The 16910-nt window shown below is 65.8% G+C and carries 10 protein-coding genes, 1 tRNA gene and 3 rRNA genes; 10 read left to right on the top strand and 4 right to left on the bottom strand.

The window, feature by feature from the left end:
• Positions 1 to 8 precede the first annotated feature (8 nt).
• A complete protein-coding gene (gene dapB / locus SLV14N_RS10655) occupies positions 9 to 761 on the top strand; it encodes a 4-hydroxy-tetrahydrodipicolinate reductase (RefSeq protein WP_018093351.1) in 753 nt (250 codons plus the stop codon).
• Positions 762 to 766: 5 nt separating this feature from the next.
• The gene (locus SLV14N_RS10650) at positions 767 to 1222 is read left to right on the top strand and encodes a hypothetical protein (RefSeq protein WP_263269152.1); all 456 of its coding nucleotides are present in this window, start codon (positions 767 to 769) and stop codon (positions 1220 to 1222) included.
• Positions 1223 to 1301: 79 nt separating this feature from the next.
• Here the strand turns inward: SLV14N_RS10650 and SLV14N_RS10645 are convergent, their stop codons facing one another.
• Both SLV14N_RS10645 and SLV14N_RS10640 read right to left on the bottom strand, forming a co-directional pair.
• Positions 1302 to 1859, bottom strand: a complete 558-nt coding sequence (locus SLV14N_RS10645; protein ID WP_263269150.1) for a hypothetical protein — start codon at positions 1857 to 1859, stop codon at positions 1302 to 1304.
• 101 nt (positions 1860 to 1960) lie between these two features.
• On the bottom strand, positions 1961 to 2197 hold the full coding sequence (locus SLV14N_RS10640) for a hypothetical protein (RefSeq protein ID WP_127153296.1): 237 nt from the start codon (positions 2195 to 2197) through the stop codon (positions 1961 to 1963).
• Between the two features lie 233 nt (positions 2198 to 2430).
• Here SLV14N_RS10640 and thyX point away from each other — a divergent pair, with 233 nt between their 5' ends.
• From thyX to SLV14N_RS10600, 8 genes are all read left to right on the top strand, one after another.
• Positions 2431 to 3189 (top strand): FAD-dependent thymidylate synthase, encoded by a 759-nt coding sequence (gene thyX, locus SLV14N_RS10635; protein ID WP_263269149.1) that lies wholly within the window; start codon positions 2431 to 2433, stop codon positions 3187 to 3189.
• A 197-nt stretch (positions 3190 to 3386) separates the two neighbouring features.
• Positions 3387 to 4286, top strand: a complete 900-nt coding sequence (dapA, locus tag SLV14N_RS10630; RefSeq protein WP_018093346.1) for a 4-hydroxy-tetrahydrodipicolinate synthase — start codon at positions 3387 to 3389, stop codon at positions 4284 to 4286.
• Positions 4287 to 4400: 114 nt separating this feature from the next.
• Positions 4401 to 6086, top strand: coding sequence for a ribonuclease J (locus tag SLV14N_RS10625; protein WP_208680725.1), 1686 nt, complete (start codon positions 4401 to 4403; stop codon positions 6084 to 6086).
• 607 nt (positions 6087 to 6693) lie between these two features.
• A 16S ribosomal RNA gene (locus SLV14N_RS10620) occupies positions 6694 to 8222 on the top strand.
• A gap of 301 nt (positions 8223 to 8523) precedes the next feature.
• Positions 8524 to 11645 (top strand): 23S ribosomal RNA (locus tag SLV14N_RS10615).
• Positions 11646 to 11719: 74 nt separating this feature from the next.
• Positions 11720 to 11836, top strand: a 5S ribosomal RNA gene (rrf, locus tag SLV14N_RS10610).
• Together the 16S, 23S and 5S rRNA genes form the textbook arrangement of a ribosomal RNA operon.
• A gap of 114 nt (positions 11837 to 11950) precedes the next feature.
• Positions 11951 to 12628: a DegT/DnrJ/EryC1/StrS family aminotransferase gene (locus tag SLV14N_RS10605; protein WP_208680724.1), complete on the top strand. Its 678-nt coding sequence runs from the start codon at positions 11951 to 11953 to the stop codon at positions 12626 to 12628.
• Positions 12629 to 12690: 62 nt separating this feature from the next.
• Positions 12691 to 12766: transfer RNA gene (locus SLV14N_RS10600), tRNA-Thr, on the top strand.
• Between the two features lie 67 nt (positions 12767 to 12833).
• Here the strand turns inward: SLV14N_RS10600 and SLV14N_RS10595 are convergent.
• Positions 12834 to 13880: a YncE family protein gene (locus SLV14N_RS10595; protein WP_263269146.1), complete on the bottom strand. Its 1047-nt coding sequence runs from the start codon at positions 13878 to 13880 to the stop codon at positions 12834 to 12836.
• A 144-nt stretch (positions 13881 to 14024) separates the two neighbouring features.
• Positions 14025 to 16667: a SpoIIE family protein phosphatase gene (locus tag SLV14N_RS10590; protein ID WP_263269144.1), complete on the bottom strand. Its 2643-nt coding sequence runs from the start codon at positions 16665 to 16667 to the stop codon at positions 14025 to 14027.
• Positions 16668 to 16910: the final 243 nt, after the last annotated feature.

Below are 16910 nucleotides of genomic sequence, written 5' to 3'. Positions count from 1 at the left end.
GGGAAACGATGAGCAAGCTGCGCGTGGCCGTACTGGGAGCCCAGGGGCGCATCGGCTCCGAGGCCGTACGGGCCGTCGAGTCCGCCGAGGACATGGAGATGGTCGCCGGGCTGGGCCGGGGCGACAAGCTGGAGACGCTGGTCGAGGCCGGTGCCCAGGTCGTGGTCGAGCTGACCAACCCCGGCGCGGTGATGGGCAACCTCGACTTCTGTGTGCGTCATGGGATTCACGCCGTGGTCGGGACGACCGGGTGGACCGATGAGCGCCTCGCGCAGCTGCGCACCTCGCTCGCCGCCTCGCCCGGCGCGGGCGTGCTCATCGCCCCGAACTTCTCCATCGGTGCGGTGCTGACCATGCAGTTCGCCCAGCAGGCGGCCCGCTTCTTCGAGTCGGTCGAGGTCGTCGAGCTGCACCACCCGAAGAAGGCGGACGCCCCGTCCGGCACCGCCGCCCGCACCGCCCAGCTGATCGCCAAGGCCCGTGAGGAGGCCGGCTGCGCCCCGCAGCCGGACGCCACCAGCACCGCGCTGGACGGCGCCCGCGGCGCGGACGTGGACGGCGTCCCCGTGCACTCCGTACGGCTGCGCGGTCTGCTGGCCCACCAGGAGGTGCTCTTCGGCGGGGAGGGCGAGACCCTCACCATTCGCCATGACTCCCTCCACCACAGCAGCTTCATGCCGGGCATCCTGCTCGGTGTGCGCCGGGTGGTGAACACTCCGGGCCTGACCGTGGGCCTGGAAAACTTCCTCGACCTGGGCTGACGGGCATGGGCGGAAAGATCACGTACTTCTTCCTCGCCACCGTGCTGGTCCTGGTGTTCGGCGTGGTGGCGCTGGAGGGCGTACTCCTTGTGCTGACCGGTGAGCCGGCGGCCATGGGCATGGGAGCGGTGGCCTTCCTGCTGCCGTGCGTCGGCGGCTGGTTCCTCTGGCACAACACCCGCTTCGCCCGCGACGCCCACCGGCTGTCCCGGGTGCTGGAGGCCGAGGGCGGACTGCCCGCCGACGAACTGCAGCGCACCCCCGGCGGCCGGATCGACCGGGACGCGGCCGACGCGGTCTTCACCCGGCGGCAGGCCGAGACGGAGAAGGCCCCCGGCGACTGGCGTACGTGGTTCCGGCTCGCGGTCGCCTACCACGACGCCCGGGACACCCCGCGGGCCCGTAAGGCGATGCAGCGCGCCATCGCCCTGCACGACAACAGGCCCGTACCGGCCGCCTAGGCCGCGCCCATGGATCAGATCCGGCCGGGTCCTGATCGACAGGCGCGGCGGGTGCCCGGTGGGGGTCCGGGCCCGGGACTCAGGCGCGGTACTCCGCCGCCCATGCCTCCAGTACGTCCGCGGCCCGCTCGAAGGCCTCCGGACGGGACAGGAAGTCGCCGTTGTGGTCCGTGACCAGGGTCCGCAGTGGCTCACCCTGGGTGCGCTCGATGATCAGGGCCTGGCCCTGCACCGTCCGCGGCAGCCCCAGCCAGCGCACCGGCTGCTGGCGGGTGCGGACGGAGCCGATGGCGCTCCACGGCTCGGTCGCCGTACGCAGCAGGTTCACCTGGCGCAGACCGTGCGAGCTGACCCACAGGCCGACGCGCAGCAGTCGTAGCGCGAGGGCGATCATCAGTGCCCCCACCACCGAACAGGCCGCGGCGCCGGGCAGCGAGCCGGCCATCGCGATGATCATCGCGGAGAGCAGGACGAACGAGGCGAGCAGCAAAAGCACCGCCGCCGCCCCTACGCGCCACGGTCCGGGGCGGTAGGGACGGCGCCAGTGGTCGGGCTCGTCATGCGGGAGTGCGGCGGCATCCGCGGCACCGGTGTCGAGGTCGAGGTCGCGGTCGGCCGTCAGAAAGGGCAGGGGCACGGCTGATCCTCACTCATGGGCACGCTGACGGAAGCTGTGACCGGTGAGGTTATCGGGACCGGCGGAGCGGAACCACTTTGCGGCACGCCCCGCCCGCCCGTTCAGCGATGCGCCTCGGACTGATGCACCCGGCTCGACCCGGAACTGTCCTGCTGCAGCGCAGGAACGCCGAACAGCAGGGCGCCGGCCAGGCCGCCCACGACTGTCAGCGTGATGAGAGACTGGCCGAGGAGCTGCGCGCGGGAAGCGCGCTGACGCGGCGGGGGAGTGACATTGCTGCGGAACCGGTCTGCCTCGGCAACGAAGGCGAACGGGACGGGCTCTCGCCGGCGGAACATGAGCGGGCTCTCCTAGGAACCTCGAGGTGGGCACTGTCACAGGGTTAGACGTCTGCGGCGTCCGGTTGGTGCCCGTTTTCAGGGACTTCTGTGAAAAATATCAACTGCCGCTCCCCAGGCTGCTACAGAGCCGCCCGTTTTGCGGCTAACGCGGCATCACGTCGCATTTCCCGGACTGTCACCGGCGGGTCGTAGGCTGGGCGCGCACGAGGAACGAATGGAAGGAACCGCCGGTGTCCCAGACCCCTGCCGAGAGCACTGAGAGCCCCGACAGTGCAGCCGTCAGCTTCCGGAGCGAGGTGACGGTCGAGCTGGTCAAGCACAGCGCCGCGGACAGCGATGTGCTCTGGGCGGCCCGTGTCTCCACGGCCGGCGAGCAGTCCCTCGAGGAGCTCCAGAAGGACCCGGAGCGCTCCAAGGGGTTGATCAACTACCTCATGCGGGACCGGCACGGCAGCCCCTTCGAGCACAACTCCATGACCTTCTTCATCAGCGCGCCGATCTTCGTCTTCCGCGAGTTCATGCGGCACCGCGTCGGCTGGTCGTACAACGAGGAGTCCGGCCGCTACCGCCGGCTGGATCCGGTCTTCTACGTCCCCGGCCAGGACCGCAAGCTCGTCCAGCAGGGCCGCCCCGGCAAGTACGAATTCGTCGAGGGCACCCCGGGGCAGCAGGAGCTCACCGGCCGCGTCATGGAGGATTCCTACCGACGGGCCTACGAGGCGTATCAGGAGATGCTCGCCGCCGGCGTCGCCCGCGAGGTCGCCCGCGCGGTGCTCCCCGTCGGCCTGTTCTCCTCGATGTACGCGACCTGCAATGCCCGCTCCCTGATGCACTTCCTGGGGCTGCGCACGCAGCACGAGCAGGCGAAGGTGCCCTCCTTCCCCCAGCGGGAGATCGAGATGGTCGGCGAGCAGATGGAGGCCCACTGGGCCAAGCTCATGCCGCTCACGTACGGCGCATTCAATGCGAATGGCCGGATCGCTCCGTAAGGCCCAGGTTGCGGGCCGGATACCGGAGCGCGCAGGACAGACGTGCGAAGTGTCCGGATTGCGGCATTTTGAGAAGTTCATCTACGCTGAACAGACGGACCCGGCACTGCTTGAACCCCCGAGCAGGCAGTGCCGGTGTCCACATCCCGGCTCCCCAGAGGCGCATCCCGCGGTGAGCTACGAGTAGCGTGGGACCCATGGCTCCGACTTCCACACCGCAGACCCCCTTCGGGCGGGTGCTGACCGCCATGGTCACGCCGTTCACGGCGGATGGCGCTCTCGATCTCGACGGCGCGCAGCGGCTCGCCGCCCATCTGGTGGACGCCGGCAATGACGGCCTCGTCGTCAACGGCACCACCGGAGAGTCCCCGACCACCAGCGATGCGGAGAAAGCGCAGCTGGTCCGCGCGGTGGTCGATGCGGTCGGCGATCGCGCCTTTGTCGTAGCCGGAGCCGGCACCAACGACACCCACCACAGCCTCGAACTGGCCCGCGCCGCCCAGGACGCCGGCGCCCATGGCCTGCTCGCGGTGACCCCGTATTACAGCAAGCCCCCGCAGGAGGGCCTGCTGCGCCACTTCACGGCGATCGCGGACGCCACCGAGCTGCCGGTGATGCTCTACGACATCCCGGGCCGCAGTGGTGTCCCGATCAACACCGAGACCATCGTCCGGCTCGCCGAGCACCCCCGGATCGTCGCCAACAAGGACGCCAAGGGCGACCTCGGCCGCGCCAGCTGGGCGATCGCCCGCTCCAGCCTGGCCTGGTACAGCGGCGACGACATGCTGAACCTCCCGCTGCTCTCGGTCGGCGCCGTCGGCTTCGTCTCCGTGGTCGGCCATATCGTGACCCCCGAGCTGCGCGCGCTCCTGGACGCCCATCTCAATGGCGATGTCACCAAGGCCACCGAGATCCACCAGAAGCTGCTGCCCGTCTTCACCGGCATGTTCCGGACCCAGGGCGTCATCACGACCAAGGCCGCGCTCGGCCTCCAGGGTCTGCCCGCCGGTCCGCTGCGGCTGCCGCTCGTCGAGCTCTCCCCCGAGGAGACCGAGCAGCTGACGCGCGATCTTGCCGCCGGCGGGGTACAGCTCTGATCACAGACTTCATAACTGAATACGGACCAACAATCGCCCTACAGCAAGTGCACGAATGTCATGCGCGCCACGTGCCCACGACGGCAGCGTGGCGCGTGTGGTGAGGAGAGTCTTTTGAGTCATCCGCATCCTGAGCTCGGCGCTCCGCCGAAGCTTCCCAAGGGTGGCCTGCGCGTCACCCCCCTCGGCGGCCTGGGTGAAATCGGCCGCAACATGACGGTCTTCGAATACGACGGCCGGCTGCTGATCGTCGACTGCGGAGTGCTCTTCCCCGAGGAGGAGCAGCCCGGAATCGACCTGATCCTTCCGGACTTCACGTCCATCAGGGACCGCCTCGACGACATCGACGGCATCGTGCTCACGCACGGCCACGAGGACCACATCGGTGGTGTCCCCTACCTCCTGCGCGAGAAGCCGGACATCCCCCTCATCGGCTCGAAGCTGACCCTCGCCCTCATCGAGGCCAAGCTTCAGGAGCACCGCATCCGCCCCTACACCCTTGAGGTGAAGGAGGGGCACACCGAGAGGATCGGCTCGTTCGACTGCGAGTTCGTCGCCGTCAACCACTCGATCCCCGACGCCCTGGCCGTCGCGATCCGCACCCCCGCGGGCATGGTCGTGCACACCGGCGACTTCAAGATGGACCAGCTCCCGCTGGACCGCCGTCTGACCGACCTCCCCGCCTTCGCGCGACTCGGTGAGGAAGGCATCGACCTTCTGCTCTCCGACTCCACGAACGCAGAGGTCCCGGGCTTCGTCCCGCCCGAGCGGGACATCTCCAACGTCCTGCGCACGGTGTTCGCCAACGCCCAGAAGCGCATCATCGTCGCCAGCTTCGCCAGCCATGTGCACCGCATCCAGCAGATCCTCGATGCGGCCCATGAGTACGGCCGCCGGGTCGCCTTCGTCGGCCGCTCGATGGTCCGCAACATGGGCATCGCCCGCGAGCTGGGCTATCTGAAGGTCCCCGCCGGCCTGGTCGTCGACGTCAAGGCGCTGGACGATCTTCCCGACGACGAGGTCGTGCTGGTCTGCACGGGTTCCCAGGGCGAGCCGATGGCCGCCCTCTCCCGGATGGCCAACCGCGATCACCAGATCAGGATCGTCCAGGGCGACACGGTGATCCTGGCCTCGTCCCTCATCCCGGGCAACGAGAACGCGGTCTACCGCGTGATCAACGGCCTCACCCGATGGGGCGCGGACGTGGTCCACAAGGGCAACGCCAAGGTCCATGTCTCGGGCCACGCCTCGGCCGGCGAGCTGCTGTACTTCTACAACATCTGCAAGCCGAAGAACCTCATGCCGGTGCACGGCGAATGGCGCCATCTGCGGGCCAACGCCGAGCTGGGCGCCCTGACCGGCGTACGCAAGGACCGGATCGTCATCGCCGAGGACGGCGTGGTGGTCGACCTGGTCGACGGCGTCGCCAAGATCGTCGGCAAGGTCCAGGCCGGCTATGTCTACGTCGACGGCCTCTCGGTCGGCGATGTCACCGAGGCCCATCTCAAGGACCGCCGCATCCTCGGCGACGAGGGCATCATCTCGGTCTATGTCGTCGTGGACAGCACCACCGGCAAGATCGTCGGCGGCCCGGACATCCACGCCCGTGGCTCGGGCATCGACGACGGCGCCTTCTCCGGCGTGATGCCCAAGATCGACGAGGCCCTGGCCAAGTCGGCCCAGGACGGCATCACGGAGCCCCACCAGCTCCAGCAGCTGGTCCGCCGCACCGTCGGCAAGTGGGTGTCGGACAACTACCGCCGCCGCCCGATGATCCTCCCCGTGGTCGTCGAGGTCTGACGCACAGAGTCGGACGAACGTACTCAAGTAGGAGCGGGGCGCCCGGATTTGCATCCAGGCGCCCCGCTCCAGTACGTTTACGGCTCCGCCTGAACGGGAAGCGCCGCACGCCGTGCGTACGGAGCGCCCCGGGAAGATCGGGCGGAATTCCGACCCAGAGCAATCTGATAAAGTCGGATCAGCCGAAAGGCACCCCCCTCCGACGGGAAATCGGAACGAATTCGAACCGGAAACGGAACGAAATCGGATCTGGTAGAGTCGGAAAAGCGAAGAAGCCGAAAGGTGGAAACGCGCCGGCGAAAATCGGGCCCGCAAGGATCTGATAGAGTCGGAAACGCAAGACCGAAGGGAAGCGCCCGGAGATCCTGGTGAAACAGGAACAAAGGAAGCGTCCGTTCCTTGAGAACTCAACAGCGTGCCAAAAGTCAACGCCAGATATGTTGATACCCCGTCTACCGGAACACTTCCGGCGGATGAGGTTCCTTTGAAAGTCCACCACGGCCCATGCGGTCGGGGTGGCACACACAGCGAGGACGCTGTGAACCACCAGACTTATTCCGTCCGGTGGTTCCGCTCTCGTGTGTGTTGACCCGATTACGGGTAAACATTCACGGAGAGTTTGATCCTGGCTCAGGACGAACGCTGGCGGCGTGCTTAACACATGCAAGTCGAACGATGAACCTCCTTCGGGAGGGGATTAGTGGCGAACGGGTGAGTAACACGTGGGCAATCTGCCCTTCACTCTGGGACAAGCCCTGGAAACGGGGTCTAATACCGGATACGACTACCGACCGCATGGTCTGGTGGTGGAAAGCTCCGGCGGTGAAGGATGAGCCCGCGGCCTATCAGCTTGTTGGTGGGGTGATGGCCTACCAAGGCGACGACGGGTAGCCGGCCTGAGAGGGCGACCGGCCACACTGGGACTGAGACACGGCCCAGACTCCTACGGGAGGCAGCAGTGGGGAATATTGCACAATGGGCGAAAGCCTGATGCAGCGACGCCGCGTGAGGGATGACGGCCTTCGGGTTGTAAACCTCTTTCAGCAGGGAAGAAGCGAAAGTGACGGTACCTGCAGAAGAAGCGCCGGCTAACTACGTGCCAGCAGCCGCGGTAATACGTAGGGCGCAAGCGTTGTCCGGAATTATTGGGCGTAAAGAGCTCGTAGGCGGCTTGTCACGTCGGATGTGAAAGCCCGGGGCTTAACCCCGGGTCTGCATTCGATACGGGCAGGCTAGAGTTCGGTAGGGGAGATCGGAATTCCTGGTGTAGCGGTGAAATGCGCAGATATCAGGAGGAACACCGGTGGCGAAGGCGGATCTCTGGGCCGATACTGACGCTGAGGAGCGAAAGCGTGGGGAGCGAACAGGATTAGATACCCTGGTAGTCCACGCCGTAAACGTTGGGAACTAGGTGTGGGCGACATTCCACGTCGTCCGTGCCGCAGCTAACGCATTAAGTTCCCCGCCTGGGGAGTACGGCCGCAAGGCTAAAACTCAAAGGAATTGACGGGGGCCCGCACAAGCAGCGGAGCATGTGGCTTAATTCGACGCAACGCGAAGAACCTTACCAAGGCTTGACATACACCGGAAAACCCTGGAGACAGGGTCCCCCTTGTGGTCGGTGTACAGGTGGTGCATGGCTGTCGTCAGCTCGTGTCGTGAGATGTTGGGTTAAGTCCCGCAACGAGCGCAACCCTTGTTCTGTGTTGCCAGCATGCCCTTCGGGGTGATGGGGACTCACAGGAGACTGCCGGGGTCAACTCGGAGGAAGGTGGGGACGACGTCAAGTCATCATGCCCCTTATGTCTTGGGCTGCACACGTGCTACAATGGCCGGTACAATGAGCTGCGATACCGCGAGGTGGAGCGAATCTCAAAAAGCCGGTCTCAGTTCGGATTGGGGTCTGCAACTCGACCCCATGAAGTCGGAGTTGCTAGTAATCGCAGATCAGCATTGCTGCGGTGAATACGTTCCCGGGCCTTGTACACACCGCCCGTCACGTCACGAAAGTCGGTAACACCCGAAGCCGGTGGCCCAACCCCTTGTGGGAGGGAATCGTCGAAGGTGGGACTGGCGATTGGGACGAAGTCGTAACAAGGTAGCCGTACCGGAAGGTGCGGCTGGATCACCTCCTTTCTAAGGAGCATCTAGGCAGCCGCAAGGTTGTCCAGAGCCACTACGTCGGCAAATGTTCGACGGTGGTTAGCTCATGGGTGGAACGTTGACTATTCGGCGCACTTGATTGGTTGTCACTAGTACTGCTTCGGCGTGGAACGTGGGGATTGATGGAGTGGGCCGGGCGCGCTGTTGGGTATCTGAGGGTACGGACTGTTGTCTGGACCTTCGCGATGCCGGCCCCGGTGAAGCATCTGATTGCAGGTGTGTGACGGGTGGCTGGTCGTTGCTTGAGAACTGCACAGTGGACGCGAGCATCTGTGGCCAAGTTTTTAAGGGCGCACGGTGGATGCCTTGGCACCAGGAACCGATGAAGGACGTGGGAGGCCACGATAGGCCCCGGGGAGCTGTCAACCGAGCTTTGATCCGGGGGTGTCCGAATGGGGAAACCCGGCAGTCGTCATGGGCTGTCACCCGCTGCTGAACACATAGGCAGTGTGGAGGGAACGCGGGGAAGTGAAACATCTCAGTACCCGCAGGAAGAGAAAACAACCGTGATTCCGGGAGTAGTGGCGAGCGAAACCGGATGAGGCCAAACCAGTCACGTGTGATACCCGGCAGGGGTTGCGTGGTTGGGGTTGTGGGATCTCTTTTCTGCAGTCTGCCGGCTGTGGGACGAGTCAGAAACCGTTGGTGTAGGCGAAGGACATGCGAAAGGTCCGGCGTAGAGGGTAAGACCCCCGTAGCTGAAACATCAACGGCTCGTTTAAGAGACACCCAAGTAGCACGGGGCCCGAGAAATCCCGTGTGAATCTGGCGGGACCACCCGTTAAGCCTAAATATTCCCTGGTGACCGATAGCGGATAGTACCGTGAGGGAATGGTGAAAAGTACCGCGGGAGCGGAGTGAAATAGTACCTGAAACCGTGTGCCTACAAGCCGTGGGAGCGTCGCACAAGGACTTGTTTCTTGTGTCGTGACTGCGTGCCTTTTGAAGAATGAGCCTGCGAGTTTGCGGTATGTTGCGAGGTTAACCCGTGTGGGGAAGCCGTAGCGAAAGCGAGTCCGAATAGGGCGTTGAGTAGCGTGCCCAAGACCCGAAGCGGAGTGATCTAGCCATGGGCAGGTTGAAGCGGAGGTAAGACTTCGTGGAGGACCGAACCCACCAGGGTTGAAAACCTGGGGGATGACCTGTGGTTAGGGGTGAAAGGCCAATCAAACTCCGTGATAGCTGGTTCTCCCCGAAATGCATTTAGGTGCAGCGTCGTGTGTTTCTTGCCGGAGGTAGAGCACTGGATAGGCGATGGGCCCTACCGGGTTACTGACCTTAGCCAAACTCCGAATGCCGGTAAGTGAGAGCGCGGCAGTGAGACTGTGGGGGATAAGCTCCATGGTCGAGAGGGAAACAGCCCAGAGCATCGACTAAGGCCCCTAAGCGTGTGCTAAGTGGGAAAGGATGTGGAGTCGCAGAGACAACCAGGAGGTTGGCTTAGAAGCAGCCATCCTTGAAAGAGTGCGTAATAGCTCACTGGTCAAGTGATTCCGCGCCGACAATGTAGCGGGGCTCAAGCACACCGCCGAAGTCGTGTCATTGCAGCATGAGGGCCAACGCCCGCTGTGATGGGTAGGGGAGCGTCGTGTGCCGGGTGAAGCAGCCGTGGAAACGAGTTGTGGACGGTTCACGAGTGAGAATGCAGGCATGAGTAGCGATACACACGTGGGAAACGTGTGCGCCGATTGACTAAGGGTTCCTGGGTCAAGCTGATCTGCCCAGGGTAAGTCGGGACCTAAGGCGAGGCCGACAGGCGTAGTCGATGGACAACCGGTTGATATTCCGGTACCCGCTTTGAAACGCCCAATATCGAATCCATTAATGCTAAGGCCGTGAAGCCGGCCTGGAGTCTTCGGACAAAGGGACGTGGTGGAGCCGCCGATCCAAGGTGGTAGTAGGTAAGCGATGGGGTGACGCAGGAAGGTAGTCCAGCCCGGGCGGTGGTTGTCCCGGGGTAAGGGTGTAGGCCGTGTGGTAGGTAAATCCGTCACACGTTAAGGCTGAGACCTGATGCCGAGCCGATTGTGGTGAAGTGGATGATCCTATGCTGTCGAGAAAAGCCTCTAGCGAGTTTCATGGCGGCCCGTACCCTAAACCGACTCAGGTGGTCAGGTAGAGAATACCGAGGCGTTCGGGTGAACTATGGTTAAGGAACTCGGCAAAATGCCCCCGTAACTTCGGGAGAAGGGGGGCCATTGCTGGTGATCCGATTTACTCGGTGAGCTGGTGGTGGCCGCAGAGACCAGCGAGAAGCGACTGTTTACTAAAAACACAGGTCCGTGCGAAGCCGTAAGGCGATGTATACGGACTGACGCCTGCCCGGTGCTGGAACGTTAAGGGGACCGGTTAGTCAACTTTCGGGTTGGCGAAGCTGAGAACTTAAGCGCCAGTAAACGGCGGTGGTAACTATAACCATCCTAAGGTAGCGAAATTCCTTGTCGGGTAAGTTCCGACCTGCACGAATGGCGTAACGACTTCTCGACTGTCTCAACCATAGGCCCGGTGAAATTGCATTACGAGTAAAGATGCTCGTTTCGCGCAGCAGGACGGAAAGACCCCGGGACCTTTACTATAGCTTGATATTGGTGTTCGGTTCGGCTTGTGTAGGATAGGTGGGAGACTTTGAAGCGGCCACGCCAGTGGTTGTGGAGTCATTGTTGAAATACCACTCTGGTCGTGCTGGATGTCTAACCTGGGTCCGTGATCCGGATCAGGGACAGTGTCTGGTGGGTAGTTTAACTGGGGCGGTTGCCTCCTAAAGAGTAACGGAGGCGCCCAAAGGTTCCCTCAGCCTGGTTGGCAATCAGGTGTTGAGTGTAAGTGCACAAGGGAGCTTGACTGTGAGACTGACGGGTCGAGCAGGTACGAAAGTAGGGACTAGTGATCCGGCGGTGGCTTGTGGAAGCGCCGTCGCTCAACGGATAAAAGGTACCCCGGGGATAACAGGCTGATCTTCCCCAAGAGTCCATATCGACGGGATGGTTTGGCACCTCGATGTCGGCTCGTCGCATCCTGGGGCTGGAGTCGGTCCCAAGGGTTGGGCTGTTCGCCCATTAAAGCGGTACGCGAGCTGGGTTTAGAACGTCGTGAGACAGTTCGGTCCCTATCCGCTGTGCGCGTAGGAGTCTTGAGAAGGGCTGTCCCTAGTACGAGAGGACCGGGACGGACGAACCTCTGGTGTGCCAGTTGTCCTGCCAAGGGCATGGCTGGTTGGCTACGTTCGGAAAGGATAACCGCTGAAAGCATCTAAGCGGGAAGCCTGCTTCGAGATGAGGACTCCCACCCCCTTTGAGGGGTTAAGGCTCCCAGTAGACGACTGGGTTGATAGGCCAGATATGGAAGCCTGGTAACGGGTGGAGTTGACTGGTACTAATAGGCCGAGGGCTTGTCCTCAGTTGCTCGCGTCCACTGTGTAGGTTCTGAAGTAACGACCTGTGTTTGTGCCGGGTTGGTTAACTTCATAGTGTTTCGGTGGTCATTGCGTTAGGGAAACGCCCGGTTACATTCCGAACCCGGAAGCTAAGCCTTTCAGCGCCGATGGTACTGCAGGGGGGACCCTGTGGGAGAGTAGGACGCCGCCGAACAATTCTTCAGCTCCGGTCCCTGAACCTCTGGTTCAGGGACCGGAGCTTTTTTGTTCTGCCCCCCGGGTGATGGGCGTAACTCGAAGTTCATCTCAGCTGACCAGGATCCGCTGTATGCGGACAGTAGGAACGCTCAAGTCGGCCGGTGTACGTGCGGGTGATGAGGTCGTGGTGCCGGCGTATGGCAGCGCCGAAGTGGCCCGGGCCGTGGTGGAGTTGGGCGCGGTGCCGGTGTTCGCCGATGTGGACGGCGACAGCTACTGCCTCGATCCGGCCGCGGTGGCGGACGTGGTGACGACTCAGACCGCCGCCGTCGTGGCGGTCAACCGCTTCGGGCGGCGGGCGGACGCCGGCTGGATCCGTGAAGTGGGTCAGCGGCACGGACTGCTGGTGCTGGTGGAGGACGAGCCCGGAGCGGACCCGGCGGGCGCGGACCTGCGGCGGGCACATGCGGCGTATCTCGACGGCAGGCTCAACGGGGTCCGGACGCCGGCGCCGGCGGCGGGGCACACCTACGAGCGGTACGTGGTGCGGGTGCCCGGCAACGGGCGGCCGGACCGGGACGCGTTCGCGCGGACGTTGCGGGCCAAGGGCGTGGCGTGCAGCGTGCCCGTGCTGGCGCCGGTGTACCGGATGCCGGGGCTGCGGCGGGATGTGTTTCTGCCGCAGACCGAGCGGGCGGTGGACGAGACGCTGGCGCTGCCCGTGCATGCGGGGATGTCGCGGCGGGAGCTGCACAAGATGGTCGGTGCGTGCAACGCACTGGGCGGATTGCTGCAGCCCGCTTTTTAGCGAGCGGTGCCCCGCGGTTCGAACCTGTCGCCGAGTTGGGGTAATATCTATTCCGCTGCCGCGCCCCAATAGCTCAGTCGGCAGAGCGTCTCCATGGTAAGGAGAAGGTCTACGGTTCGATTCCGTATTGGGGCTCCAGAGGAGAAAGGCCCCCGCCAAGTGGCGGGGGCCTTTGTCATATCGGGACGCGGTGCCGCGGTACGCGTCAGTTTTGCGGGGCTTCGATATAGGCCAGGCCGTGGGCGCCGGATATGTCGGTGCGGTCGACTTCCAGGGTGGCGAGCGGGCTCAGGGTGGTCAGGTCGACGACGGTCACGGTGCTGGAGACATTTCCGGAGACATAGCCGAGGCGGCCGTCGGGGGAGGAGGTGATGGTGAGGGGGAACCGGCCGACCTCGACCTCACCGAGGGGGGCGAGAGTATCGGCGGCGAAGACGGTCAGGGCTCCGGGGAGTTGCGCGCCGAGCGGTCCGCCGGGTGTGGTGTCCGGGCGCAGTTCGCCGGCGAGGAGCAGACCGGTCGACGTGGCGTGGACCGGCATCACCTGTCCCTTGGTGGGGAGGGTGCGGATGATTTCGTGGGTGGCGGTGTCGATGACGTGGATGCCCGTAGGTGCCGAGGACGGGGTGGCGAAGTCGGCCTTGGGAGCCGCCACATAGGCATGACGGCCGTCGGGGGCGATGGTGAGGCCTTCGCTGCCGGCGACGGGGATGCGGCCCGTGCACTCCCCGCGGTCGAGGTCGACGACGGAGACGAACGGGGCTTCCTTGTTGGTGGCGTAGCCGTACCGTCCGTCGGGGATGATGGCGAACCAGTGCGGGCCGGGGGCCATGGTGGAGATGCGGCCGAGGCGGGCGTGGGTGCGGGTGTCGATGACCAGGACGCCGCCGGGCTCGGTGTCGGTGGCCTCGACGCTGGCGTACAGGCGGCCGCGGGCGCGGTCGAGGGCCAGGCCGTGCGGGGCGTGGTCGGGGCTGGTGTCGAGGGTGTCGACGATGGTGCGGGTGTCGACGTCGATGACGGTGATCCGGTGGGCCCGGCCTTCGTGGGCGTGGTAGAAGCCGGAGCGGTAGGTGCTGGCGCAGTACAGCAGTCGGTGGTCCGGGTCGAAGCAGAGTTCGTGCGGCTGCGGCGGGAGTTGCAGCACCTCGAGGCGTTCGTGGGTGGCGGCGTCGAAGAAGGTGACGGTCGGACCGGTCTGGCTGACCACGGCGAGCAGGTCACCGGGCGAGCCGGCGGGTGTGGAAGTCATGGTCCGTATCGTGGGCGGCCGTGGGGAGTGACTCCAGTGCAGTGCGGGCAAGGGTGCTCTGCACCGTACGCAAGGATGCAGGTGGTGGCAGGGGGAGCGGCCGGTGGGCTGTGATCCGGTTCACACGGGCCGCTGCCCCCCTGGTCAGCCCGCCTGGAATTCGGGGACGCGCATGGCGAGGATGGCCATGTCGTCGGAGGCCGGTTCGGCGGCGAAGCGTTCCACGGCGCGCAGCACGCGGGTGGCGACGGCGCCGGCGGTCAGTCCCGTACAGGTCGTCAGGACATCGGTGAGGCCGTCGTCGCCGAGCATGCGGGTGCCCTCGCGGCGTTCGGTGACGCCGTCGGTCACGCACAGCAGGACGTCGCCGGGGTCGAGGGTGACGGTCTGTTCGTAGAGCTCCAGGTCGTCCATGACGCCGAGGAGCGGCTGGGGCTCGGCGGCCGGTTCGACCGTGCCGTCCTGGCGCAGCCGGAGCGGAAGGGGATGGCCCGCGCAGACGACCTTGAGGACGGCGCTGCCGTCGTTCTGCGGCCAGAGCTCGCCGTAAAGGAGCGTCAGGAAGCGGCTGCGGGCGCCCTCGTCGAGGATGGCGGCGTTGAGCCGCTCCAGGACGGCGGGGCCGCCGAAGCCCTCGCGGGCGAGCAGCCGCAGGGCGTGCCGGGCCAGGCCCGTGACGGCAGCGGCCTCCGGGCCCGTACCGCAGACGTCGCCGATGGCGAAGCCGTAGACGCCGTCACGGATCGGGAAGATGTCGTAGAAGTCGCCACCGACCTCGTTGCCCTCGCCGGCCGCGCGGTAGATGACCTCGACCTCCACACCGGGGATCTCGGGCTGCTCGGGGGGCAGCAGACTGCGCTGGAGGGACTGGCTGATGGCCGTGCGCTCGGAGTAGAGGCGGGCGTTGTCGAGGGCGAGCGCGGCCCGGCGGGAGAGGTCCTCGGCGAGTTCCAGGATCTCCTGGCGGAAGTGTTCCTCGGTGGGCTTGCCCAGGGTGAGCATGCCGATGACGCGGTTGCGGGCGACGAGGGGGAGCACGACGGTCTCACCGCCGACGGCGGAGGCGGTGGCGAGCGTGGCGCCCGGACCGGTGGACGGGCGGGCGGAGTTGCCCAGGCCCAGGCTGCGCATCGAGGTGCGCAGCGCGGCGTCGTGGGCGGCGTCGCTGGGGGCGGTCCACACCCGGGCGCCGGGGGTGGGCACCGGCTCGGGCGGATCGACCTTCATCAGAAGGGTCTTGAGGCCGTCGATCCGGTCCTCGTCCTCGTGCAGGACATAGGAGAGTTCGGGTTCGGAGGTCTGGTCGGCGACGGTGTAGACGGCGCACCAGGTGGCGAGGGTGGGGACCGTCATCTGCGCCATCAGGGCCAGGGTCTGGTCGCGGTCGAGGGTGCCGGCCAGGAGGTCGGAGGCCTCGACGAGGAAGGAGAGGGAGCCGCGGCGCAGCTTCTCCAGCTCGGTCAGGCGGGCGCGTTCGACGGCGAGGGCGATGCGGTCGGCGGCGAACTGGAGCCGTAGCGCTTCCTCGTTGGTGTAGCGGCCGGCTCCCTCCGCGGCGACGCCGAGGGAGCCGGTCAGCCGGCCCTCGACCTTCAGCGGGACGGTGACGACCGAGCGCATGCCCGTGCCGCTGAGGAGGGGGACGGCGCCGGGGACGGCGGTGAGGTCCTCGTGGACGGCGGGCATCCGGGCGGAGCCGTAGCGTCCGGATCCGGCTTCGACGGGGACGCGGGCGAACCGCTGGCGGGCGGAGGGCAGGCCCGTGGAGGCGCGGACCTCCAGCTCGGTCTCGTCGTCGGTGGCCAGGAGGAGGTAGGCGGCGTCGCCGTCGAGCATGTCGCGGGCGCGTTCGACGGTGCGCTGGAGCAGCCCGTCGAGGTCGTCGGGGGCCGGGGAGCCGATGAAGACCTCGAACGGGTCGGAGGGGCGTCCCTCCGACGGCGAGGCCTGGGAGGCGGCGTCGGGGGCGGGTGTGCGCTGGGGGCTCTGCAGGATCGCGCGCTCGTGGTCGCGCACCAGGAGGCAGACCGTGGAGGCCTCGCCGTCGGCGTCGCGGACGCGCAGGTGGGAGGCGTAGACGGGGACGACCCGGCCGTCGGCGCCCCTTATGCCGTAGGAGCCCTCCCAGCGGGACAGCTGGAGGGCCTCGGCGATGCCGGTGCCGGTGCCGGGGGTGTGCGGCCAGGCGGCGAAGTCGGTGAGCGGTTTGCCGATGACCTGCTCGGGGTCGTAGGCGAAGAGGTCCTGGGCGTCCTCGTTCCAGAAGCTGACGCAGCCGCCGCGGTCGATCTGGATCACGGCGACCCGGACGCGGGTGTCGGTGACCGGGAGGGCGTCCACGGGCAGCGCGGGGCCCGCGGAGCGGGTGCCGGCTGGGCGCTCGGGGAGGTCGAGCTGGAACCACACGTGTTTTTGTGCGGCGGTGTACTCGACGCCCCAGCGGGCGGCCAGCGCGCCGCACAGCAGCAGGCCGCGGCCACCCTCGCGGTCGGGGTGGACGACGACCTGGCCGGCGTTCTGGAGCGGAATCTCACGTTCGGGGTAGCGGTCGGCGACGGAGATCCGCACTCCGCCGTCGGTGCGCAGACACAGCACATCGGCGGCGGTGCCGGCGTGCACCACGGCGTTGGTGACCAGCTCACTGGTCAGGACGACGGCGTCGTCGACGATGTCGGCGCAGCCCCAGCCCTGGAGGGTGTCGCGGACGAATGCACGGGCAGTGGCGACCGAGCGCCCGACCGGCTCGAAGGTTGCGGCGGCCCGCGCGGTGATCACTGGTCTCCTCATGCGTGTGTCGGTGATCTGCTCCCCCATGGTCGCGGCGCCCCTCCGAATACCTGTTGTGCTCGCCCCACCGCCCGTGCTCGATGGCCGGGGCGGTGGACAGCCGTATGCCAGGTTACTTACCTTCGCCGCACCCAAGGATGCCGGTCACGTGTGTTTCCGCCCCAATCGTGCACCGGGACGGTGTGCGATGCTGCCGAACTGTTATGGCCTGGTTGGGCCATGGTGAAACACTGGGCAAGTATC

It is taken from the genome of Streptomyces sp. Je 1-4 4N24 (assembly GCF_026239515.1).
In the GTDB taxonomy this organism is placed as follows: domain Bacteria; phylum Actinomycetota; class Actinomycetes; order Streptomycetales; family Streptomycetaceae; genus Streptomyces; species Streptomyces nigrescens.
The sequence above is the reverse complement of the archived record's forward strand: the minus strand, read 5'-3'. Positions and strand labels throughout refer to the sequence as shown.